This is a genomic window from Paraburkholderia phymatum (assembly GCF_038900715.1).
In the GTDB taxonomy this organism is placed as follows: domain Bacteria; phylum Pseudomonadota; class Gammaproteobacteria; order Burkholderiales; family Burkholderiaceae; genus Paraburkholderia; species Paraburkholderia phymatum_A.
Map to the genome: position 1 here is coordinate 89,882 of NZ_JAYMRZ010000010.1, position 21,039 is coordinate 110,920.

The window sequence follows — 21,039 nt, forward strand, 5'->3', positions numbered from 1 at the left end:
GATGTGTGTTATGCACGGTATTATGAGTACTCGATGCCTTTTTGTTTAACGTTTGCGTGCCATTTAACGATTTCGCGCGCGGTGATACCAGTTCATCAATGGCGTCGCCGTAATGCCATGCACGACGACTGACGAAGTAATGACGGCGAGTGTCAGCGGAACCAGCGCGAGAATATCGGCCGAATAGCCGTGTTGCATGGCTTCGAGTGCAAATGCAAGGTAATAGAAAGAACCGATGCCGCGAATGCCGAACCAGCTCATCAGTCTGCGTTGCGCGTGAGACGCATCGGAGCCGAGCAACGACGCTTCGACGGCGAGCGGCCGCACGACGAAAAAAAGTGCCACGATCAACACGGCGCTTTGCCATGTAAAGAGCGACGCGTGAGTGCTCGCGAGCACATTGCCGACGATCATCATCACGGCCACTTCGGCGATGCGTTCGAGTTCGATCGTGAAGCCGAGCACCGACTCTGCCATATACGCATGGGCTTTTTCCGGATCGGCGGCCGTTGCGACGACATCTTCCGAATCGACGGTGCCGATCGTCTCGCGTGGCGAACGCGGGCCGCTCGCGCGATGCTCGACGCGGCGCATCGCGACACCGGCCGCGAACACGGCGACGAATCCATAGGTATGCGCAAGCTGCGCGGCGCCGTATGCAAGACCGATCAGGCCGAGCGCAAAGAAGCCTTCGAGCCCGAGAGCCTGCGCGTGCCGCGTGCGCAGCCACGCGACCGACCCCGTCGTGATCCAGCCGAGCAGGCCGCCGATCGCGAGGCCGCCGACGACGCCCGCCACGGCGGTGAGCGCGAAGCGCCAGTCGAGCGGGTCGCCGCTGTCCGCCGTATCCGATGCGCACAACGCGAGACCCAGCAGCGCGAACGGCAACGCGATGCCGTCGTTCAACCCGCCTTCGCCCGACAGCGAGAAGCGCAGCAGGTCCACATCGTCCGATTCCTGCACCTGCACGTCGTGCGCGAGCACGGGGTCGGTGGGCGCGAGTATCGCGGCGAGCAGGATTGCCGGGCCCCAGTCGAGTCCGAGCAGGAACGCGCCGACGAGCGTGAGCAACGGAATCGTCAGCAGCATCGCGACGAAGCCCAGGCGCAGCGGCAGCGCCCATAGCGGCGCGACGAGGGGCAGCCGCAGGCGCAGCCCGATCGCGAACAGCGAGACGAGCAGCGCGACCTCCGTGACGGGCCGCAGAAAGTGCGCGTCGCGCACGATGTCGAGTTGCAGCAGATGGGACGGACCGAGCGCATAGCCGATCGCGAGATAGAGCATCGCGGCGGACAGCGGCAGGCGCTTGAAGGTCGTCGCGGCGACGCCCATGAACACGAGCACGCCGCCGACGATCAGATACCACCAGACTGTTTCATGCATGGGCCGTCAGCACGCATGCAGGCAAGGGCGTCGATGCATCGTGTCGCTGCATCGACGTCAGGGCGCGCGGCCGAACGCCTCGCGCAGCTTGCGCTTGGCCTGTTCGAGCGTGCTCTTGCGCGACTTCGGCAGATTGCGGCCCGCGCGGTTGATATAGAAGTTGAGCATCGACATCGCCGACTGGAACGGCGTGCCCTTGCGCCGCTTGCTGCGCGTCGACGAACGCTTGAGCGATTGCGCGATTTCGTCGGCGCTGCCCGTCCTGAAGATGTCCTTTTCAAGGTCCATCGCGTCGCTCGTTTCCATCACGTGATGCGACCAGTACTTCGACGTGCTTTTCGACGAACCCGTCGACGACGTTCGCGCGCGATGATGCGCGGCCTTCGCCTGCGTGTGCCGCTGGCGCGGCGGGCGGCCGCCTTTCGTGCGCGTCGACGCATGCGCGGCCGTCTTCTTGCCACTCGACGTTCCACTGCGTTTGCTGGTAGCCATCATCATCCCCGATGTATCACAGCTTCACGCCGCCCGCTTCGGGCGCATCGGACGATCCGGGCGGGATGTCGCCGGCGCCGAATTCGCCATCGCCCGCGTTGTTGCTTTCGCTTGTACGCCAATAGGGCTCGCGCCCATAGTACTGATGCACCGACGTCGCCCACGTCGCGTCCGCCATCGACGGCCAGTGGTCCTTGTCGAAGCCCGGCGCGTTCCTCACGCTCTGCGTCGGCATGTCGAGCACGAAGCATTTGCGATCCGCATCGAGCGTGAGCGCGCTCCACGGAATCGCGAGCAGCTTGTCGCCGATGCCGAGAAAGCCGCCGCTCGACAGCACCGCATACGCAATCCGTCCCGAGCGCACGTCGAGCATGATGTCCTTGATCTTGCCGATATCGTTGCCGTCGGCGCTCAGTACCTTGTCGCCGTCGAGCGTGGCGGCCGCCATCACATCGGGGCCCGGGCCTGTCGATCGGCTGCTGTTCGCGCCGACGATATTCGCGCCTTGCGGTTGCTTCGCCATCGTCATATTCGTTCTCCGTCGTGGGTGTGCGTATAGCCGGATTCGAGCAACAGCTATTCCTCGCGCCGTCGTGTCGGCGCGGCATGCGTGAATGGTCCGACGAACGCCTTAGCCGTCCTCGCCGACTTCGGCGGGATCGGGCAGCTCGGGCAGTTCCTTCGTGGTGTCGGGCGGCAGTGGCTGGCCTTGCGGCGCGTCGTCGGGGCGGGGTGTGGTGTCGGCGGAGTTTACTTCGCGGTTCATGATCTCTCTCCCTGTGTCGACCAGCGTTGGCGCTTTAGCTGTCGGCTGGAGTTGGTGCTTCAGCACTTACTCCAGCCCCATGCAGAGCACTTGCGCTGGTCCCATGCAAAGCGGTCGACCAGCGTTGGCGCTTTAGCTGTCGGCTGGAGTTGGTGCTTCAGCACTTACTCCAGCCCCATGCAGAGCACTTACTCCGGTCCCATGCAGCGCGGTCGACCAGCGTTGGCGTTTCAGTGCCTTACTCTGGTCCCATGCGACATGTTTGCAGTCGCTGAATGAGAGAAGCGCTGCACGCGGCGTGCCACGTATGCAGCACGCCGTGCAGCGCCGAACACAAAGAGAGCGGGTGAGCGAGAGAGCGTCGCGAATCAGGGCCGCGCGGCGATTTCGTCGAGATGATCGAGCAGATCGGCGGGATCTTCATAAACGCGCAACGCACCCGCGCGTTCGAGTTCTTCCTGACCGTAGCCGCCCGACAGCAGACCCACGCCGAGCGCGCGGCAACGGCGCGCCGCGAGCATGTCCCAGATGCTGTCGCCGACGACGACAGCATGTTCGATCGGCACATTGAGCCGGTGCGCAGCGGCGACGAAGAGATCGGGGTCGGGCTTCGCGTATTTGACATCGTCGCGTGTGACGACGACGGTCTTCGACGGATCGACGCCGAGCGCTTCGAGGTTCACGGCTGCCGTTTCCATCCGGCCGCTGGTCGCGATGGCCCAGGGCGTGCCGCTTTCCGTCAGCGCGGCCAGCAACGCCTGCGCGCCGGGCAGGGGCCGCACTTTCGCATGCAGTTGCTTGTATGCGCGCGCATGCGCGCGGCGCAGGCGCTCGACGCGTTCCGTGCTCATGTCGCCGCCCGTTTCGCGCAGCAGCTGATGCGTGAAGAGACCGCCGCTCATGCCGATCTTTCGATGAATGCGCCACACCGACAATTCGATGCCTTCTTCGTCGAGTGCTTCCTTCCAGGCGAGCACATGCTGATACACGCTATCGACGAGCGTGCCGTCGAGGTCGAACAGAAATGATGTGGATATACGCATGGGCTTCTCCTTCGATCGAATGCGATCAGATGCGGTGGATGGGAAATGGGTAATCGGCTGAATACGCAAGCCAACAAGCAAGCCAACACGAAAGTCAACTCACAAGCCGGGAAAGCAGGACACGCATTGCATGCATCGCGGGCCCGTGGCGGCACAGCGCCCATATTGCGCCATTTATTCCACGAAAGATTTACGTCCGCTTTGTAAATATCAAAGAGCGTGTGCGCGCGGCGCGGCTGTTCATCGCGTGCAAATGCCTGGGGAAACCATGCCAGGCCGCATCCAGCCGGGCGCGCGAGGCCTCGCAGGGGCACACCGTTTGCTGAACTGACGAGTGACGGCACCAGGTTTTTTGGCGGCAGTCAACCGCATTCATTGATCACGTTTTTCAAGGAGCCAACAGATGAAGAACCGTAAAGCATGGATCGTAGCGGCAATGCTCGCACTGTCGGGTGGCGCTTTTGCACAGACGGGCGGCAGTAACGGCGGCGGTTCGGCGGGCGGTGGCGGCAATGGCGCCGGGATGAGTTCGTCCGATGAGACGGGGGCGGGCATGGCATCGTCGGGCACACATGCATCGAAAAAGATGCATCATAAGATGTCGAAGTCGCACAAGAAGTCGGCGACGGACAGCACGAACGTGCCGGGCGCCGACGCAAGCAGCGATACGAAGGGGCAATAACTCGGGCAATGATTCGGGCAATGACCCTTGATTCCGTCCGGCGCGCGCCACTGCTTCGCGATGCGAGTGCGATGTGGCGCGATATGCCGGACCTTTAGCAAAGGCGGGAGGAATCATGACACAGCCAGGATGGAAATACGCGTTGCTCGCGATAGCGGTCGTGTCGATGTCACTAGGCGCGGCCTGCAAGAAGGCGGAGAATACCAGCGGCGACACGGGCGCGGCTGCGGGCAGCAGCATGGCCCCGGCCGCAGGCGCGATGGGCGCAAGCGGCGCAGCAGGGGCATCGGGCGCGAGCCAGTGACATCGCGCAGTGACGGGGTACCTCGGACAGCCCCGGGGTAATCAGGGAATCGGATCACGCCGCGTTCTTCATCGAGGACCTGAAGGGCGCGGCACAACGGGGGTACGTGGCGATCCGCGTTGCGGACAACGGGTGCATCAACGCCCGTCCCACTCGCGATCCGGCTTGCGCGGTAGAGCATCCACAACCGCGGCAACGGACACGCGCCCCATGGAGGTAATGTGATGCGTTCGAAAATTCACTATCAGAGCAATATCTGCGGTGGCGACTTTCAGCACGTGAAGGACTGCTTCAATACATGGAAAACGCAGCCGCTCGTGTACCGGATGAACGAGCACATGTTCGAAGGCAAGCGCGAAGTCCGTCCGCTCGACGATTGCGTATTCGACAATGCGGAAGTCGCGCAACGCACGCTACTCAAAACATGCGGACCGAACGATCCCTACGCGCTGGCAGCGGAGATTCATGACGGCGAGCGCGATATGTGGCTCGTGATGGCCGCCTACGAGGAGTGACACGGGCACGCATGCGTTCCGCACAGGGCGCATGCGTGCTTGTGCTTGCGCGGCGAGCCTGAGGCCAGCCTGAAGCCCGACGGGTACGAGGCGACACTCAGGCGGTCTTTCGCGCATTCGCGTGCTTGCTCGTCCGCCCGGTGGCTTGCCTGTCGGCCAGCTTGTCGGTCTTTTGCAGCACGCTCGATTTTTTCAGCAGCGTCGCGAGTCTCGCCCGCTCGATCTCCGTCGATGTGGCGGACCCCGCGTTGCCTCCGTTCTTGCGCGTGCGCCGGTTCGCGAGCCGGTCGCGTCTTTCGCATTGCGCAAGCAGCGCCGCAAATGCAGCCTCGTCGACCTTCATGTGACGCCTCGCGCGCGGCGACGGCAGTTGTTGCAATTCACCCGCTTCGAAAGCGGCAATCACTTCGGGATGGATGTAACAGCGCCTGCACACGGCGGGCGTATTGCGCAACAGCGCGGCCACATCCTTCACTGTCGCGACGACATGACGGCGCGCCTCCGCCGCGCTTTCGCAGACGAGGTGCCGCAACGCGGTCATCGCGAACACGCTGCCCGCCCATGTGCGATAGTCCTTCGCAGTGAAGTCCGCGTGGCACGCATTGCGCAGATAGTCGTTGATATCGGCGGATTCGACCGTGCGGCGCGTGCCGTCCTCGTCGATGTACTGAAAGAGATCGTGGCCCGGCAGTTCCGCGCATGCGCGCACGATGCGCTTGACGCGCGCGTTGTCGACGGTCACGTCGTGCTCGATCCCGCTCTTGCCCGCAAAACGAAAACGCACTTCGCCTGAGTGGATCTTCAGGTGCTTCTTGCGCAGCGTCGTGAGCCCATACGACCGGTTTTCCCGCGCATATTCGACGCTGCCGACGCGAATCAGCGTCGTGTCGAGCAGATGCACGACAGCCGCGATGACCTTCTCGCGCGGCATCGCTTCGCGTGCAAGATCGCGCGCGACGCTCGCGCGTATCTTCGGCAACGCGCGTCCGAAGGCCGCCATGCGGTCGAACTTGTCGGCGTCGCGCGTCTCGCGCCATTGCGCGTGATAGCGGTACTGCTTGCGGCCGCGCGCATCGCGCCCCGTGGCCTGAATATGGCCGCGCGCGTCGGAGCAGATCCACACATCGCGCCACGCAGGCGGAATCGCGAGCGCGTGTATGCGCGCGATCTGCGCTTCATCCGTGATGCGCTTGCCGTCCAGATCGAAATACGCGAACGCGCCCCGCGTTTTCTTGCGCGTGAAGCCGGGCCGCGTGTCGTCGGCGTGACGCAGTCCGGCTGGCATCGGCGAAGGTAACGGCAACGCGCCGGCAATGGCTTCGACCGCGTGGCGGGTCATCGTTTTCATCTGGCGTTGTTGAATCTTGCTCGTTCAGCGATACGGCGTAGCCCGCGCAATAGCGGTGCCACGTACTTGCGCGACATGCATGGACGGCATCGCGGCGACCCATGGGCACTGAACTTGCTCGTATTAACCAACGAATGCCCGGCCGCGTGTTCGCGTGCCGGCGGGACGAATAACGCAGCAGCCGGATAGTGAGGGAGGACGAATACATGGCTAACGCACTCACGGGATGCAAGGTTGCGGTACTCGCGGTCGACGGCTTCGAGCAGGCCGAGCTGATCGAGCCGCGCCGTGCGCTCACGGAAGCGGGAGCGACAGTACACGTAATTTCTGCCAGGAGCGGAAAGATCCAGGGCTTCAGGCACGTCGACAAGGGCGATTCCGTCGACGTCGATACGACGTTCGACAAGGCCGCGCCGAACGACTACGACGCCGTCGTGCTGCCGGGCGGCGTCGTGAACAGCGACGCGATCCGTCTGCTGCCGCAGGCGCAGGCGTTCGTCAAGGCGGCGGATCAGGCGAAGAAGCCCGTCGCCGTGATTTGCCACGGCGCGTGGCTGCCCGTTTCCGCCGGCTTGATGAAAGGGCGCACGGTGACGAGCTGGCCGAGCCTGCAAGACGATATTCGCAACGCGGGTGGCACGTGGGTCGACAAGGAAGTCGTCGAGGACGGCAACTTCATCACGAGCCGCAAGCCCGACGATATTCCCGCGTTCAACAGGACACTGATTGCGCAGCTGTCGAAGAAGAAAGCCGCGTGAGTTTCAGCGCAACCATGCTGCAAGCGATCAGAGCAGGCGCTAAAGCGGAGAGACGCATGATGCATCGCCCACTCGTTCGAGCCGTCGTATTGCCCGCGATCGTCGCGCTCGGCGCGGCGACATGCGTCGTCAGCGCGCAGACGAAGCTGTCGCCGGGCGATCAGCAGTTTGTGCAGGACGCGTCGCAGGCGGGCGCCACGGAGATCGCCGCGAGCAAGCTCGCGCTGAAGAATTCCTCGGATCCGCAGGTGAAGAAGTTCGCGCAACAGATGATCGCCGATCACACGCGGCTCGCGCGCAGCCTCGACGTGGTCGCCGCGGGCAAGGGCCTCGGCAAGGCGCCGGGCGCCGATTCGGCGCTGATCGGCAAGCTGCAGGCGCTCAATGGCGCGGACTTCGACAAAGCGTATATCGACGAGGTCGCCGTGGGCGGTCATCGGAAAGCAGTCGAGCTGTTCCGGAAGGAAAGCGAAAGCGGCCAGGACGCGCAACTGAAGAGCGCGGCGACGCGCGCGCTCCCCGTTATCCGTCACCATCTCCAGATGGCGCAGCAACTCGCGGATGCGCGAAAGGCATCGTCATGAACGGGATGATCAAGGTGTTCATGCCGCGTGCGGCGTACGAGGACTCTCACATGCACATCACATTCACCGATGATGCGCCCGTATTCGATGGGGCGAGCCTGGTCGTGCGCTTTACGGCGCGCGTCGATGGCGAGCCTGTCGAGTGCGCTATCACGGCCGAGGCGCTCGAAGATCACTTCGGCGCGGATTCGCCGCTCGAAGGCGCGCTGCTCGGCGCGTATGAAAGAGGGCGCGCCCGCATCCGTTCCGTCTGCGCCGAGGCGCTCGATGAGAACGGCGGCGAAAGCGTGATCCTGCACAGCGGGCTGTTCCGTGTCGAAGGCATGGAGCCGGATCGCAGCGTCAAGCGGCGCTAGTCGATGCGGCTGCAGATCGTACAGCGGCGCGTGGCGCGTGCTCTGTATGCGTCATTTGCAGCATTGGACTGTTCGCGCGCCTGAACGTCTGAACGCGAACGCGAAGCCGCCGGCGATCAGACCCAGCCGTCGTTCAAGCGCGAATGATGGGTGCGTTCTATTTCACGGTCGTAACTGTCGACGGGTCGTCGATCGCGTCGCGTCTCGCACGAAGCGCGCAGCATCCCGCTGCGCGCTTCGTCGCATGTGGGCACTTCGCGAGTGGGCCGCGGTTGCGCCGTACGCGTCTGCGCGGACGGGTTGGCTTTTGCTGATGGCAGCGTATGCACGCGCACCTGCGCGACGACGGCTGACGTGACGATAGCGACGAGGAGCAGACGCTCCGCGCTTCTGATGTTCATGATGAGGCTCTCCCTTGTCGAATGCCGGCCCTTTTATGTGATCTGAGATCGTGTAATCGCCTCGCGGTTACTGTCTGCGAAAGGCGTGAAAGTGGGCCAGCGAGCAATGCAGCAATATGCGTGCCTCTATTGCGAGCCCTCGCGCGGCGAGGCTTTCAGCGCAACGGCGGCAGCGCGCGGCGCGCGAGCTCTGCATGATTTACTCGCCGCATTGGAAAAGACGCCAACCGATACGAGCAGATGCGAACCGCGTCGCCGTCACGTCTCGCTGCCGTGCGGGCATGACGAGTGCATGCGTGAGCGTGTTTCATGCGTTAGCTGAAGCGTCACCTGAACGGGAGCGAAGTCATGACGACCAATGTCATTGCCGTACTGAACGATCTGATCGAAATGTCGAAGGACGGCGAACGCGGCTTCATGAAAGCAGCGGAGGAAGCGCAACACGCGAGCGTGAACGATGCGCTGCTCGAAAGCGCCGCGAGCTGTTCGCGCGGCGCGCGCGAGTTGCAGGATCTCGTGCTGCAACTGGGCGGCAAGCCCGAAAGCGGCGGCAGCGTGGCGGGTGCGCTGCATCGCGGCTGGCTCGATGTGAAGTCCGCTGTCGGCAGCCGCTCGGACCACGCAATACTCGCCGATTGCGAAAAGGGCGAAGACGTCGCGAAGAAGCGGTTTCACGATGCGCTCGAGAAGGACCTCCCCGCCGATGTGCGCGCCGTCGTCGAGCGGCTGTATCAGGGCGTGCTGCAAAATCACGATCGCATTCGCTCGATGCGCGATCAGTACGCGGCAATGAAGACCTGAGAAAAAACATGGCCGCCCATGCACACGGGCGGCCATGTTTAACGAGCGCCGCGTATCAGGTGACGATCAGGTGACGATCATCCGGCGGCGCCCGGCGGCACTCATTCAGCCGCGATCTTCAGATGGTTTTTCACGCCCTTCACGCCGGACACGTTCTGCACGACGTCCTGCGCGGCCGTCTTGTCTTCGGCGGACGGCACCGAGCCGCTGAGCCACACGATGCCCTTGCGGGTCTTCACGTGAATGTGCGTGGACTTCACGTTCTTCGCGCCGAGCAGTTCCGCCTTGACCTTGGTCGTCACCGTGCCGTCGTCGATATGCTGGCCGAGGCTTTCGGACGTTGCCGGCGGCGCGGACGCCGTGGTCTGCGCAGTCGCGTTCAGTGCGAATGCAACACATGCGATGCTGCCTGCGGCCTTGAGGAACGGGATGGTTTTCATGGTTTCTCCTTCTCGGTTGATGATCAGGGATGCGGTCCTGTTGTCCGTGCGATCGATCGCGGCCGTCGCCGCCGATGACCAGACCAAGGGCCACTGCCGCCGCGGTTCCGTCTGGTCCGTCGCCGACACGGGAGCGCAATTGCTGTGCGTTGCTCGCGCGACGCACGCCGTGCGTCCCTGAGAGGCGCTCAGCAAGCGATGTGCCGCACTGCCGCATGCTTGCTGTCAACCGGCTTTCGAATTCGTGGGAGGCAACGCGAAACGCTTGTGGCAAGCCGCTAAGCGCTGGGCAGGCTATGCGCGATGATTGGGCTCGAATTTCAGAACATTTGTAAATTCGGCGCGCAAAGTGCTTATTGGATCGGCATTCGGAACGGACAAAGACGAGTCAAAACAGGCAGTTGCGGAACTTGGTACGACAGTTGCGTGATGGCCTCAAACAACTGCCGACTCGTAGACTCGTACATAGGAAAGGAAAGTCTGTATGCCGCCTTCAATTGAACTACGCGCAAAGCAATCGTTTGCGCTCACGCCGCGTCTGCAGCAGTCCGTGCGTCTGCTTCAACTGTCGTCGCTGGAATTCCAGCAGGAACTGCGCAACGCACTCGATACGAATCCCTTCCTCGAATACGACCCGACCGTCGCGGATGAACTCGCGGCGAGCAAGACGGCGGACGGCACGCAAGCCGACGGCGAAGCATTGCCTGCTGCCGAACGCGATACCGCGCTCGAAGGCTCGGCGGCGGAGCCGGCTGCGGAGGCGCCCGTTTCTTCGGACGACGGCGGCGGCGACTTCGCGGGCGACGGATATGGCCGCGGACCGTCGCGCTACAACGGCGATTCGGAAGCAGCCGACCCGACCGAGTGGGCGCGCGCGCAGCCGACGCTGCATGAGCAGTTGCACGACGCGCTGCGTCTGTACCGGCTCGACGATCGCGATCGCGAAGTCGCGCGGCTCGTGATCGAAGCGCTCGATGACGACGGCTATCTGCGCCAGGATCTCGCCGACCTGACGGACGTCGTGGAGTTCGACCCTCCGCTGACGGAAGAAGAACTGCTGGTCGCGTTGCGTCTCGTGCAGACGCTCGATCGTCCGGGGCTCGCGGCGCGCTCGCTGTCGGAGTGCCTGTCGCTGCAACTCGATGCGATGCCCGCGGATACGCCTGCGCGCAATGTCGCGAAGCAGGTCGTCGAGCATCATCTCGACCGGCTTGCGCGGCGCGAGCATGCGGAGTTGCAGAAGCAGATCGGCTGCGATGCGGAAGCGCTGCGGATTGCCTGCGCGCTGGTGCGCAAGCTCGATCCGAAGCCGGGCAATTCGTATGGCCGCGCGGACGACAACTACATCGTCCCCGATGTGATCGTGCGCAACGTTCGCAACAAGTGGGTCGTGACGGTGAACCCCGCCGTGCTGCCGCGCGCGCGCATCCATCGGATGTACGCGGAACTGTTCGCGCAGTCGGCGGGCGCGAGCCGCTCGCCGCTTGCGCAGCAGTTGCAGGAGGCGCGCTGGCTGATCCGCAATGCGCAGCAGCGCTTCGAGACGATTCAGCGCGTCGCCGAATGCATCGTCGCGCATCAGAGGCCGTTCTTCCAGTACGGCGAGATCGCGTTGAAGCCGCTGGTCCTGCGCGACGTCGCGGAAGAACTCGGGCTGCACGAATCGACGATCTCGCGCGCGACGGGCAACAAGTACATGGCGACGCCGCGCGGCATCTTCGAGTTCAAGCATTTCTTCCCGCGCGAGCTCGGCACGGAGAGCGGCGGCACCTGCTCGGCAGCGGCCGTGCGCGCGCTGCTGAAGGAGATGATCGCTGCGGAAAACACGCGCGATCCGCTGTCGGACGTCGCGCTTGCGAAGATGCTCGCGGACCAGGGCGTGCTCGTCGCGCGACGCACGGTCGCGAAGTATCGTCATCTGATGAAGGTGCCGCCTGCGGAACTGCGTCGTCAGGTTTGATGTTGGCGTCCAACAAAAAAACGGCCGCTCGTCGTGCGCGAGCGGCCGTTTTTCTTTGCTGCGTGTAAAGCGCTACATGCCCGTGGTCGAACCTCCCGGCGAGCTCGTGCCCGTGCCCGATCCCGTGGTCGAGCCCGTGCCCGAGCCTGTGGTCGAACCAGTTGTCGACGCCGGACTCAGATCGATTCTTCCGTAGACGCCGTTCGCTTCGTCATTTGGCCCCGCCGCGAAGAACAACGTACTCGAAGGCTGGTTGCTGAGGTCGTTGCCGAACGCGAGGCCCCACAAGCCATCGTGGACGATCGGGCTGCCCGTTGCGCCATTGAGCGAGCCCATCGATTGGCCTGTCGATGCGTTGAACGCGTGAATCAGCCCGTCGCCGAAGTTGCCGATCAGTATCGCGCCGCTCAGCGAGCCGAAATTGGCTGGCGCCTGCGCGATGCCCCACGGCGCGTTCAGCTCGCCGCCCGTCGCGAAGTGCTGCTTGAGATTGCCTGCCGTATCGTACACATCGACCATGCCGAGTCCCGCGCCTTTGACGTCGTCGTGTTTTGCGGGGTCTTGCATCGCGTAAGTGACGAACAGGCTGGTGCCGATCGCCTGGATGCCGAACGGCGCGAAGCCGGCGGGAATTGCCGGATCGTGGAAGCCGCCGGGCATTGCGACTTTCGCGAAGTTGGTATCGAAGACGTCGATCTTGTTGTTGTGGAAGTCAGTGGCATAGAGGAAGTTGGCGCCGTTGTTCGCTGCGAGCGCGAGGCCCTTGTACACGGCGCCGCCCGTCCCGTCGTCGTACATCGTGAATGCGTTGGTCGGTCCGACGGCGGGCGCCCACGCGGTAATGGTGCCGCCTTCGCCCGCAAAGATGAATGCGGCGATCCCTGATTTGCCGTTTTGCGCTACGTTGAAGCTCTGCGTGCCGTTGAACACGATGCCCGTCGGCGATGCCGTGCCGTTCTTGCCGTTGGGTATCGTGACCACCAGCGATTGCGGCACGCCGTTGCCGTCATAGAGCGTCGCGACATTGGTGCCGTTGTCCGCGACCCAGGCGAAGCCTTTCGGATTGAAGGCGACACCCCAAGGGTTTTTCAGGTTCGGGTCGGTGTGCGATGCGGGCACGGCGCCATCCGAGACGAGAGACGTCGCGGTGAACGACGATTGCACAGGCGGGCTGGGATTGTTCGAACTGGAACCGCCGCCGCATGACACGAGCGTCGCCAGCGTGGCTGCACACGCCGTGATGCCGAACACCTCGACTAGAGACTTCATGACCGTACTCCTTGTTCCTGTTTTGTTCACAGGGCGTGACGGTCATTGAACGAGGGCCGAGTGGTGTTTATTCCTGGTCTGCACGGACTTATTTCGCGCGTGATTTCAATCGCTGAGCCGATTGGATGAAACGGCGTTGCGCAACGAATCGGAAGCGTGACTATTCCGTTGTTCTGATTAAAAGACGGAGAGCGTAGACGCGTTTCGTTTGCGTCGGAAAGGTGCGCGCCGTACGCAGTCAGCGGGTTCCATAGAGCGTGTTGCGACTGAGTTGCAATGTCCATCGCATCCTGGCTCTAGTCGCGCGTTCACGATAGCAAACCGATAAGGACAATTGCGCGTCGTGCGACGGCTGGCCGCTTGTCTATGTTCGGAATGGCTACGGAAGTATACGCGGGATCTGCGGCTGTTATTCCAGTGCGATCGTATGGAACGGCTCGCGTGGCCATGCGCGAAAAAGCCGATATGTGCAGTCAGCTTAAAAGCGCTTGCCGTGTGCAAGCCGTGCGCCGGCAAGGACGCGCGTGGAGCAATCGGCTTGCTATTTTCAGGCGCGCGTACCACTCTGCATGAACAAGACCGCCTGCTCGCACGCCGGCAACGGGCGCGTCCTTCCGGGTGGAGCACGCCATGATGTCCGCCATCGCCGTTCATGATCCTCACCGTCAATTGCTGCCGTTTCGCGAATCGCTGCTCGCGATGCTCGGCATCGCATTCGTTTCGATGCTGGTCGCGCTGGATCAGACGATTGTCGGCACGGCGCTGCCGCGCATCGTTGCCGACCTGAAGGGCTTCGATTTCTACGCGTGGGTCGCGACGTCGTACATGCTCGCATCCGTCATCACGATCCCGATCTTCGGGCGGCTCGGCGATCTGTACGGACGCAAGCCGTTCCTGCTCGCGGCGATCCTGTTGTTCACGCTCGCGTCGATGCTGTGCGGGCTCGCGACCAACATGCTGTATCTCGTGGCCGCGCGCGGCTTGCAAGGCATCGGCGGCGGCATTCTGATCGGCACTGTGTTCGCGACGGTCGCCGATCTGTTCCCGGACCCGAAGCTGCGACTGCGCTGGCTCGTGTTCGTCACGTCGTCGTTCGGCATCGCGAACATCGTCGGGCCGACGCTGGGCGGCATGCTCACGCAGATGCAGAGCTGGCGGCTCGTGTTCTTCGTCAACGTGCCCATCGGCGTGGTGTCGCTGGTTTTCGTGCAGCTGTTCGTGCCGAAACTGCGCCGGCTGAAGGAGCGCGGGCCGATCCAGCTCGACTGGCTCGGCGCATTCGTCGTTGCCGTGACGTTCAGCGCGCTGCAACTGCTGATCGAATTGCTGCCGAAGGAGGGCATCGGCGGCACGACGATCCTGCTCTTCGCGATCACGACTGTCTGCGGCTTGACGCTGTACTTCTGGGAAAAGCGCATGGGCTATCCCGTCGTGCCCGTCGATGTGCTGCTCGACCGCAAGCTCGCGGCGCTGTTCGCGATGGCCGTGCTCGGCGGCTTCGCGCTGTTCTCGATGGTGTTCTATGTGCCGCTGCTGTTCCAGGGCGGCTATGCGATGTCGCCGCACGACTCCGGCATGCTGATCACGCCGTTGCTGCTCGGCACCACGGTCGGCAGCGTGCTCAACAATCGCATCGTCACGCGCATCCGCCGCGCGAACGGCCTCATGTATATCGGCTTTGCGCTGTGCGTGATCGGCTGTCTCGCGCTGGTCGCGCTCAAGGGCAACGAGCCGCACATCGTATGGATGTCGTGCATGGGCCTGAGCGGAGTCGGGCTCGGCCTCGTCGTTACGAATCTGACGATCTGTTCGCAACAGATCGTCGCGCGCGATCATCTCGGCGCCGTGACGGCGCTGCTGCAATCGCTGCGTATCTTCGGCGGCATGCTCGGCACGGCGATCACGGGCGCGCTGCTCGGGCATTTGTACACGCAGGGCGTGAACCGCTCGCTCGATTCGTATCAGGCGGCGCAGTGGCTCAAGTCGTTCGCGAGCCCCGACGTGCTCGTCGATCGCGCGGAGCAGTCCAGGCTGATCGAGCGGCTGGTGGCGGCCGGCCATACCGGCGACCCGATGATGCACATGGCGCGCGAAGCGCTCGTCGCGTCGATCCATATCGGGCTTGCCGTCGCGGCGCTGGCGGCGTTGATCGGGCTGTGCCTCGCGTGGTTCGTGCCCGCCGTGCAGGTCACGTATGCGGAGGCGGAAGCGGAAGCAGAAGCGCGCGGCACGTGACGTCGTTGCGTTCAGGTTGTCATCGAGGTTGATTGATTTCGACGGGACGTGTGGCCGCTTTTGCTATGATGGCTGTATAGATATACAGTTCTTTTTCAGCCTTTCTGTCCCCGACATTCGTGCCGACCGACGCTCCCGATCCGTACTCCGGGTCTCCCTTCTACTACCTGCTGAATTTCGAGCGCGCGCTCGCGTGGATCGTCGAGCGTTACGACGACCTGCTCGACGACGCCGAACGCGCTTTTCTGCACACGTTTCTGCACGACGGGGCGCGTTTGCCGCGAGCGTCGCGCGCGCTGCTCGTTCGCATGCTGATGCGCAAGGGCACGCTGTTTCGCACGGGGCGGCTCGCGTATGCGGAGATCGGTTGCCCGCTGCAGGCCGCCGCGCCGCTTGCCGCGCTCGGATGGATCGATGCGGATGCACACGTCTCGCTCGACGAACTGTTCGCGCTCGCGACGCGTCCGGAGCTTCAGCGCATGTTCGCCGACGCGCCTGCGCTCAAGGGCGCGCGCAAGGCCGAGTGGCTCGAAGCGTTGCGCGCGGACGCGGACCATGCGGACCATGCTGCCGATGCGAGGCAACGGCGTTATCGCGAGTGGGATGCCGCGTCGGACGAAGCCGCGTTGCGCGTGCGCGTCGCGCCGTTGTGCGAGCGCTTCAGGCTGATGTTCTTCGGCAATCTGCATCAGGACTGGTCCGAGTTCGTGCTCGCCGATCTGGGCGTGTTCCAGTACGAGCGCGTCGCGTTCGCCGATTCGTCGCGCGCGTTTCAGCAAAGCGCCGATGTCGACTGCTACCTGGCGCTGCACGCGTGCCGCGAAGCGCTGGAACTGACGGACGACGAAGCGCTGGAGCCGCTGCTCGAAGCCGTCGATGCAATCGATACGCAAGGTAACGCATGGCTTGCGCTGCGCCGCGCGAAGCTGCTGTTCGCGATCGGCCAGTATGCCGAGCGCCGGCACGACTGGGATGCGGCGTTGCGCGTCTACGAGCGCTGCGCGTGGCCCGGCGCGCGGCACCGGCGCATGCGCGTGCTCGAACGCGCGGGCCGCGATGCGCAAGCGCTCGTGCTGGCGCTTCAAGCCGCCGACGAACCGGAAAGCGAAGAGGAGTTGCAGCGTCTCGCACGCATCGTGCCGCGTCTGCAACGACGGCTCGGACTTGCCGCGCACAAGCCGGCGAGAGCGCGCGCCGCGCCGCGCAGCATGCTCGAACTGCCGCGTCCTGCCGATCCGTTTGCAGTCGAATATATCGCACGCGATCATCTGTCGACGGACGACGCGCCCGTTCATTACGTCGAGAACGCGCTGATCAATTCGCTCTTCGGCCTCTTGTGTTGGGAGCCCGTGTTCGCGGCCGTGCCCGGCGCGTTTTTTCACCCGTTCCAGCGCGGTCCCGCCGATCTGCACGCGCCCGATTTTCGCTTGCGCCGTGCCGCGCAGTTCGACGCGTGCTTCGCGCAACTCGACAGCGGTGAATATCGCGCGACGATACAGCGTCACCTCGAAACCAAAGCTGGGTTGCAATCGCCATTCGTGTTCTGGGGCATGCTGACGCCCGAGTTGCTGACGCTCGCGCTCGATTGCCTGCCTGCTGCGCATCTGAAGCTGTGGTTCGAGCGGCTGCTGGCCGACGTCCGCGCGAACCGTTCGGGCTTGCCCGATCTGATCCGCTTCTGGCCGGGCGAACGGCGCTACGAGCTGATCGAAGTGAAAGGGCCGGGCGATCGTCTGCAGGACAACCAGATCCGCTGGCTCGAGTACTGCATGCAGCATCGCATGCCCGTGAGCGTGCTCGACGTGCGCTGGGTCGGCGGCAACGACGATGCGAATGCGATCGCCAGCATGAGCATCGGCGACATGAACGACATCAGCGACATCAGCGACACGGAGACGGCATGAGTTACATCGTCGCCGTGCGCACGCTCTGCGAATTCACCGCGCGGCGCGGCGATCTCGATCTGCGCTTCACGCCTGCGCCTTCGGCGCTCGAAGGTATCGCGGGACATCAGACCGTGACGGCGCGGCGCGCGCCAGGCTACGAAACCGAGATCACGCTGACAGGCGCGCACGGTTCGCTCACCGTGCGCGGCCGCGCCGACGGCTACGATCCCGCGCTCAACCGGCTCGAAGAGATCAAGACGCATCGCGGCGATCTCGAACGGATGCCTGCGAATCATCGGGTGCTGCATTGGGCGCAGGCGCTCGTGTATGGGCATCTGCTGTGCGCAGCGCGCGAACTCGACGAACTCACGGTCGCGCTCGTCTACTTCGACATCGCGGATCAGAAGGAAACCGTGCTGACCGAGCAGCACACGGCCGCGTCGTTGCGCGCGTTTTTCGAGGACCAGTGCGAACGTTTCGTCGCGTGGGCCGCGCGCGAAGCAGCGCATCGCGATGCGCGCAATGCGGCGCTGAACGCGCTGCGTTTTCCGTATCGCGAGTTTCGCAGCGGGCAGCGCGAGTTGTCGGTGGCTGTGTTTCGCGCCGCGCGCGACGGACGCTGTCTGATGGCGCAAGCGCCGACGGGCATCGGCAAGACGCTCGGCACGATCTTTCCGCTATTAAAGGCGTGCGGCGCGGATCATCTCGACCGCGTGTTCTTTCTGACCGCGAAGACGCCGGGCCGTGCTCTCGCGCTCGATGCGATCGAGTCGCTGCATCGAAGCGAAGGGACGCTGCCGCTGCGCACGCTCGAACTCGTAGCGCGCGACAAGGCGTGCGAGCATCCAGATAAATCGTGCGACGGCGAATCGTGTCCGCTCGCGCGCGGCTTCTATGACCGGCTGCCCGCTGCGCGCGACACGGCCTTGCAGTCGCGCACGCTCGATCGCGCGGCCGTGCGCGAAGCAGCGCTCGCGCACGGCGTCTGTCCGTACTATCTCGCGCAGGAGTTGTCGCGCTGGTGCGATGTCGTGATCGGCGACTACAACTACTACTTCGACAGCAGCGCGATGCTGTATGCGCTCACGCAGATGAACGGCTGGCGTGTCGCGGTGCTCGTCGACGAGGTGCACAATCTGCCCGACCGTGCGCGCCGCATGTACAGCGCGACGCTTGATCAGGGCGCGTTTCGCAGCGCGCGTCACGCGGCGCCCGCTGCGCTGAAGAAGCCATTCGACCGCGTGAATCGCGAGTGGAATGCGTTGAACCGCGAGCGCAACGCGGCTTATGAAGTGTTGGCCGCCGTGCCGACGAAGCTGCAATCCGCGGTGCAGAATCTGATCGCATCGATTGGCGATCAGCTTGCGGAAGCGCCGCAAGCCATCGATGAAACCGTGCTGCGCTTCTATTTCGACGCGCTGCATTTCGTGTCGCTAGTTGAGGCGTTCGGCGATCATTCGATTGTCGATGTGACGCTCGATTTGCATCACGCGGCTGCGCGCGCGAAGCCGTCGACATCGCTTTGCGTGCGCAACGTGATTCCCGCGCCGTTCCTGAAGCCGCGCTATGCGGCCGCGCGCGCGACGGTTCTGTTCTCGGGCACGCTCAGTCCGCCGCACTTCTATCGCGACATGCTCGGCCTGCCGGACGATACAGGCTGGCTCGACGTCGAAGGGCCGTTCAGGGCAGAGCAACTGGACGTGCATGTCGCGCATCACGTATCGACGCGTTGGCGCGACCGTGAGCGCTCGCTCGCGCCGATCGTCGATCTGATCGCTGAGCAGTACGCGCAGCGTCCCGGCAACTATCTCGGCTTTCTCAGCAGCTTCGATTATCTTCAGCGCGTCGTCGATTCGATGCGCGAGCGTCACCCGCAGGTGCCCATCTGGACGCAGGAGCCGCGCATGGGCGAAGCGGCACGCGACGCGTTTCTCGCGCGCTTTCGCGCGAGCGGGGCGGGCGTCGGCTTTGCCGTGCTGGGCGGCGCGTTTTCGGAGGGCGTGGATCTCGTTGGCGATCAGTTGATCGGCGCGTTCATCGCGACGCTCGGCTTGCCGCAGATGAACGATGTCAACGAGCAGATGCGCCGCACGTTCGACGCGAAGTTCGGCAATGGCTATGACTACGCTTATCTGTTTCCCGGCTTGCAGAAGGTCGTGCAGGCGGCGGGGCGCGTGATCCGCACCGAGCAGGATGCGGGCGTCGTGCATCTGATCGATGACAGGTATCGGCGGGGTGATGTCAGGCGGCTGTTGCCGCGGTGGTGGAGGGTCGGTTAGCTTTCTTTTTTTGTCTGCGACGCTGTTGGGTTTTTTGCCTTTGTCGCTGGCATCCGCGATTGCGCCTCGCGGCGCGGGCGTTGCCCCTGTGCGGGGGCGGCACTTGCTTTTGTTTGCAACGGCATTTCTTGTGGGTGTTTTTTGCCTTTGCGCTGGCATCCGCTTAGCGCCTCGCGGCGCGGGCGTTGCCCCTGTGCGGGGCGGCACCTACTTTTCTTTGCCGCCGCAAAGAAAAGTAGGCAAAAGAAAGCGGGCTAACACCGCCCGCGCTTGACCTTTACCCACGGGCTCTCAACGTCCCTGTGTTTCATACGGCAGTGTGCTCGCTGATGTTTGTTGCCAACGTTCCGGCTAGACGCCTCACCCGCTTCATACGCGTGTGGCGCAGCTAAGGGCATCGAACGTTTCAGCGCCGCATGTCGGTAGTGAATGTGGTTGCCGTACCGTACAGGACAACGCCCGCACTTGAGCTGCATCCGTAGCGAGGGTTTCCTGTGTGGTGCGAATGCCTACACACAGTTTGCCGCAAAGGGGCGCAGGACGTTCGATATCGCGATCCGTAATTCGGGTGCACGATGCAGGTGAGGCGCTTAAGTAGTGCGCTGGCAACGAACATGGGCTAGTGCGCTGCGGCGCGAACCGTGGGGACGTTGAGAGCCCGTGGGTAATACAGAGCATTGGCGGTGTGAGCGGCTTTCTTTTGCCTACTTTTCTTTGCCGCTGCAAAGAAAAGTAGGTGCCGCCCCGCACAGGGGCAACACCCGCGCCGCGAGGCGCTAACGCGGATGCCAGCGCAAAGGCAAGAACACCGCAACAAAAGCCGTTGCAAACAAAAGCAAGTGCCGCCCCGCACAGGGGCAACGCCCGCGCCGCGAGGCGCTAACGCGGATGCCAGCGAAGGACAAAGAAAACCAACGCATTCGCGGATGCCAGCGCAAAGGCAAAAGCACCACAACAGAAGCCGTCGCAGACTCATCGCGGATGCCCGCGACAAAGGCAAAAAAACCAACAGCGTCGCAGACAAAAAAAGGAACCAAAAGTGCATACGGAATACCGCTTCACCACGATCTGGCGCATCAACGCGCCGCTCCAGGCCGTGTGGGACGCGATCCACGATCCCGCCGCCTGGCCAAGCTGGTGGAAAAGCGTCGAGCGCGTGATCGAAGTGGAGACGGGCGCGAGCGACGGCGTCGGCGCGTTGCATCGCTATACGTGGAAAGGCCGCTTGCCGTATCGCGTCGCGTTCGACATGCGCGTGACGCGCGTCGAGCCGCTCGTCGTGCTCGAAGGCGAAGCGTGCGGCGATGTCGAGGGCACGGGGCGCTGGCAGTTTTCGTCGCACGACGCGGTGACAGTCGTGCGCTATGAATGGCGCGTGCGCACAAAGCGAGGCTGGATGAACCTGCTTGCGCCGCTCGCGCGTCCGTTCTTCAAATGGAACCACGACTACGTGATGCAGCAGGGCGGCGAAGCGCTCGCGAGTCTGCTCGATGCGCGTCTCGTCGGCATCGAGCACTCGTCGTAACGCGAACGATGC

Annotated in this window: 22 protein-coding genes; 13 read left to right on the top strand and 9 right to left on the bottom strand. The window is 63.7% G+C overall.

Annotated elements, in window-relative coordinates; translation table 11 throughout:
- Positions 1-63: 63 nt before the first annotated feature.
- From VSR68_RS19430 to VSR68_RS19450, 5 genes are all read right to left on the bottom strand, one after another.
- Positions 64-1,383 carry a cation:proton antiporter gene (locus VSR68_RS19430; protein WP_342941385.1) on the bottom strand — a complete coding sequence of 440 codons (1,320 nt, stop codon included), beginning with the start codon at positions 1,381-1,383 and terminating at the stop codon, positions 64-66.
- A gap of 57 nt (positions 1,384-1,440) precedes the next feature.
- Positions 1,441-1,875, bottom strand: a complete 435-nt coding sequence (locus VSR68_RS19435) for a DUF3175 domain-containing protein (RefSeq protein WP_342941386.1) — start codon at positions 1,873-1,875, stop codon at positions 1,441-1,443.
- Between the two features lie 16 nt (positions 1,876-1,891).
- Positions 1,892-2,404, bottom strand: coding sequence for a PRC-barrel domain-containing protein (locus VSR68_RS19440; protein WP_342941387.1), 513 nt, complete (start codon positions 2,402-2,404; stop codon positions 1,892-1,894).
- Between the two features lie 102 nt (positions 2,405-2,506).
- Entirely contained in the window at positions 2,507-2,641 is a 135-nt protein-coding gene (locus VSR68_RS19445) for a hypothetical protein (protein WP_342941388.1), read from the bottom strand.
- A gap of 368 nt (positions 2,642-3,009) precedes the next feature.
- Complete coding sequence (locus VSR68_RS19450) at positions 3,010-3,684, bottom strand: HAD family hydrolase (RefSeq protein ID WP_342941389.1); 675 nt, start codon at positions 3,682-3,684, stop codon at positions 3,010-3,012.
- 403 nt (positions 3,685-4,087) lie between these two features.
- On the opposite strand from VSR68_RS19450, the gene VSR68_RS19455 reads away from it, so the two are divergent.
- The 3 genes from VSR68_RS19455 (at position 4,088) to VSR68_RS19465 (ending at position 5,185) form a co-directional block, all read left to right on the top strand.
- Positions 4,088-4,366, top strand: a complete 279-nt coding sequence (locus VSR68_RS19455; protein WP_342941390.1) for a hypothetical protein — start codon at positions 4,088-4,090, stop codon at positions 4,364-4,366.
- 115 nt (positions 4,367-4,481) lie between these two features.
- Positions 4,482-4,670: a hypothetical protein gene (locus VSR68_RS19460; RefSeq protein ID WP_342941391.1), complete on the top strand. Its 189-nt coding sequence runs from the start codon at positions 4,482-4,484 to the stop codon at positions 4,668-4,670.
- A 224-nt stretch (positions 4,671-4,894) separates the two neighbouring features.
- On the top strand, positions 4,895-5,185 hold the full coding sequence (locus VSR68_RS19465) for a hypothetical protein (RefSeq protein ID WP_342941392.1): 291 nt from the start codon (positions 4,895-4,897) through the stop codon (positions 5,183-5,185).
- 97 nt (positions 5,186-5,282) lie between these two features.
- Here the strand turns inward: VSR68_RS19465 and VSR68_RS19470 are convergent, their stop codons facing one another.
- Positions 5,283-6,533, bottom strand: coding sequence for a DNA topoisomerase IB (locus tag VSR68_RS19470; RefSeq protein WP_342941393.1), 1,251 nt, complete (start codon positions 6,531-6,533; stop codon positions 5,283-5,285).
- A 206-nt stretch (positions 6,534-6,739) separates the two neighbouring features.
- On the opposite strand from VSR68_RS19470, the gene VSR68_RS19475 reads away from it, so the two are divergent.
- The 3 genes from VSR68_RS19475 to VSR68_RS19485 are packed head-to-tail and all read left to right on the top strand — an operon-like array spanning position 6,740 to position 8,231.
- Positions 6,740-7,291, top strand: a complete 552-nt coding sequence (locus VSR68_RS19475; protein ID WP_342941394.1) for a type 1 glutamine amidotransferase domain-containing protein — start codon at positions 6,740-6,742, stop codon at positions 7,289-7,291.
- A 56-nt stretch (positions 7,292-7,347) separates the two neighbouring features.
- Positions 7,348-7,875, top strand: coding sequence for a DUF4142 domain-containing protein (locus VSR68_RS19480; protein ID WP_342941395.1), 528 nt, complete (start codon positions 7,348-7,350; stop codon positions 7,873-7,875).
- The gene (locus tag VSR68_RS19485) at positions 7,872-8,231 is read left to right on the top strand and encodes a DUF1488 domain-containing protein (RefSeq protein ID WP_428983539.1); all 360 of its coding nucleotides are present in this window, start codon (positions 7,872-7,874) and stop codon (positions 8,229-8,231) included. The genes VSR68_RS19480 and VSR68_RS19485 overlap by 4 nt, the downstream gene beginning before the upstream one ends.
- Positions 8,232-8,347: 116 nt before the next feature.
- Here VSR68_RS19485 and VSR68_RS19490 read toward each other — a convergent pair whose 3' ends face one another.
- Positions 8,348-8,632, bottom strand: a complete 285-nt coding sequence (locus tag VSR68_RS19490) for a hypothetical protein (protein WP_342941396.1) — start codon at positions 8,630-8,632, stop codon at positions 8,348-8,350.
- Positions 8,633-8,980: 348 nt separating this feature from the next.
- On the opposite strand from VSR68_RS19490, the gene VSR68_RS19495 reads away from it, so the two are divergent.
- Positions 8,981-9,433, top strand: coding sequence for a PA2169 family four-helix-bundle protein (locus tag VSR68_RS19495; RefSeq protein ID WP_342941397.1), 453 nt, complete (start codon positions 8,981-8,983; stop codon positions 9,431-9,433).
- 101 nt (positions 9,434-9,534) lie between these two features.
- Here the strand turns inward: VSR68_RS19495 and VSR68_RS19500 are convergent, their stop codons facing one another.
- Positions 9,535-9,873, bottom strand: a complete 339-nt coding sequence (locus VSR68_RS19500) for a BON domain-containing protein (protein ID WP_342941398.1) — start codon at positions 9,871-9,873, stop codon at positions 9,535-9,537.
- On the opposite strand from VSR68_RS19500, the gene VSR68_RS19505 reads away from it, so the two are divergent.
- Both VSR68_RS19505 and VSR68_RS19510 read left to right on the top strand, forming a co-directional pair.
- The gene (locus VSR68_RS19505; RefSeq protein WP_342941399.1) at positions 9,872-10,054 is read left to right on the top strand and encodes a hypothetical protein; all 183 of its coding nucleotides are present in this window, start codon (positions 9,872-9,874) and stop codon (positions 10,052-10,054) included. The genes VSR68_RS19500 and VSR68_RS19505 overlap by 2 nt on opposite strands.
- 303 nt (positions 10,055-10,357) lie before the next feature.
- Complete coding sequence (locus VSR68_RS19510; protein WP_342941400.1) at positions 10,358-11,833, top strand: RNA polymerase factor sigma-54; 1,476 nt, start codon at positions 10,358-10,360, stop codon at positions 11,831-11,833.
- 72 nt (positions 11,834-11,905) lie between these two features.
- On the opposite strand, the gene VSR68_RS19515 is transcribed toward VSR68_RS19510, so the two are convergent.
- Entirely contained in the window at positions 11,906-13,102 is a 1,197-nt protein-coding gene (locus VSR68_RS19515) for a TIGR03118 family protein (RefSeq protein ID WP_342941401.1), read from the bottom strand.
- A 630-nt stretch (positions 13,103-13,732) separates the two neighbouring features.
- On the opposite strand from VSR68_RS19515, the gene VSR68_RS19520 reads away from it, so the two are divergent.
- The 4 genes from VSR68_RS19520 to VSR68_RS19535 all read left to right on the top strand — a co-directional run bounded on the left by VSR68_RS19520 (position 13,733) and on the right by VSR68_RS19535 (position 21,027).
- The gene (locus VSR68_RS19520; RefSeq protein ID WP_342941402.1) at positions 13,733-15,337 is read left to right on the top strand and encodes an MFS transporter; all 1,605 of its coding nucleotides are present in this window, start codon (positions 13,733-13,735) and stop codon (positions 15,335-15,337) included.
- Positions 15,338-15,456: 119 nt separating this feature from the next.
- Positions 15,457-17,241, top strand: coding sequence for a VRR-NUC domain-containing protein (locus tag VSR68_RS19525; protein WP_342941403.1), 1,785 nt, complete (start codon positions 15,457-15,459; stop codon positions 17,239-17,241).
- Positions 17,238-19,502, top strand: coding sequence for an ATP-dependent DNA helicase (locus tag VSR68_RS19530; RefSeq protein ID WP_342941404.1), 2,265 nt, complete (start codon positions 17,238-17,240; stop codon positions 19,500-19,502). Before VSR68_RS19525 ends, VSR68_RS19530 begins: the two co-directional genes overlap by 4 nt.
- 1,039 nt (positions 19,503-20,541) lie before the next feature.
- On the top strand, positions 20,542-21,027 hold the full coding sequence (locus VSR68_RS19535) for an SRPBCC family protein (protein ID WP_342941405.1): 486 nt from the start codon (positions 20,542-20,544) through the stop codon (positions 21,025-21,027).
- The last annotated feature ends 12 nt before the right edge of the window (positions 21,028-21,039 follow it).

What these genes read in the sequence shown, in the direction of transcription:
- VSR68_RS19435 (WP_342941386.1), bottom strand. Translation starts at nt 1,875, where the DNA reads ATGGCTACCAGCAAACGCAGTGGAACGTCGAGTGGCAAGAAGACGGCC.
- VSR68_RS19515 (WP_342941401.1), bottom strand. Translation starts at nt 13,102, where the DNA reads ATGAAGTCTCTAGTCGAGGTGTTCGGCATCACGGCGTGTGCAGCCACG.
- VSR68_RS19440 (WP_342941387.1), bottom strand. Translation starts at nt 2,404, where the DNA reads ATGACGATGGCGAAGCAACCGCAAGGCGCGAATATCGTCGGCGCGAAC.
- VSR68_RS19510 (WP_342941400.1), top strand. Translation starts at nt 10,358, where the DNA reads ATGCCGCCTTCAATTGAACTACGCGCAAAGCAATCGTTTGCGCTCACG.
- VSR68_RS19450 (WP_342941389.1), bottom strand. Translation starts at nt 3,684, where the DNA reads ATGCGTATATCCACATCATTTCTGTTCGACCTCGACGGCACGCTCGTC.
- VSR68_RS19530 (WP_342941404.1), top strand. Translation starts at nt 17,238, where the DNA reads ATGAGTTACATCGTCGCCGTGCGCACGCTCTGCGAATTCACCGCGCGG.
- VSR68_RS19485 (WP_428983539.1), top strand. Translation starts at nt 7,872, where the DNA reads ATGAACGGGATGATCAAGGTGTTCATGCCGCGTGCGGCGTACGAGGAC.
- VSR68_RS19500 (WP_342941398.1), bottom strand. Translation starts at nt 9,873, where the DNA reads ATGAAAACCATCCCGTTCCTCAAGGCCGCAGGCAGCATCGCATGTGTT.
- VSR68_RS19470 (WP_342941393.1), bottom strand. Translation starts at nt 6,533, where the DNA reads ATGAAAACGATGACCCGCCACGCGGTCGAAGCCATTGCCGGCGCGTTG.
- VSR68_RS19455 (WP_342941390.1), top strand. Translation starts at nt 4,088, where the DNA reads ATGAAGAACCGTAAAGCATGGATCGTAGCGGCAATGCTCGCACTGTCG.
- VSR68_RS19430 (WP_342941385.1), bottom strand. Translation starts at nt 1,383, where the DNA reads ATGCATGAAACAGTCTGGTGGTATCTGATCGTCGGCGGCGTGCTCGTG.
- VSR68_RS19505 (WP_342941399.1), top strand. Translation starts at nt 9,872, where the DNA reads ATGGTTTCTCCTTCTCGGTTGATGATCAGGGATGCGGTCCTGTTGTCC.
- VSR68_RS19490 (WP_342941396.1), bottom strand. Translation starts at nt 8,632, where the DNA reads ATGAACATCAGAAGCGCGGAGCGTCTGCTCCTCGTCGCTATCGTCACG.
- VSR68_RS19475 (WP_342941394.1), top strand. Translation starts at nt 6,740, where the DNA reads ATGGCTAACGCACTCACGGGATGCAAGGTTGCGGTACTCGCGGTCGAC.
- VSR68_RS19495 (WP_342941397.1), top strand. Translation starts at nt 8,981, where the DNA reads ATGACGACCAATGTCATTGCCGTACTGAACGATCTGATCGAAATGTCG.
- VSR68_RS19520 (WP_342941402.1), top strand. Translation starts at nt 13,733, where the DNA reads ATGATGTCCGCCATCGCCGTTCATGATCCTCACCGTCAATTGCTGCCG.
- VSR68_RS19460 (WP_342941391.1), top strand. Translation starts at nt 4,482, where the DNA reads ATGACACAGCCAGGATGGAAATACGCGTTGCTCGCGATAGCGGTCGTG.
- VSR68_RS19465 (WP_342941392.1), top strand. Translation starts at nt 4,895, where the DNA reads ATGCGTTCGAAAATTCACTATCAGAGCAATATCTGCGGTGGCGACTTT.
- VSR68_RS19445 (WP_342941388.1), bottom strand. Translation starts at nt 2,641, where the DNA reads ATGAACCGCGAAGTAAACTCCGCCGACACCACACCCCGCCCCGACGAC.
- VSR68_RS19480 (WP_342941395.1), top strand. Translation starts at nt 7,348, where the DNA reads ATGATGCATCGCCCACTCGTTCGAGCCGTCGTATTGCCCGCGATCGTC.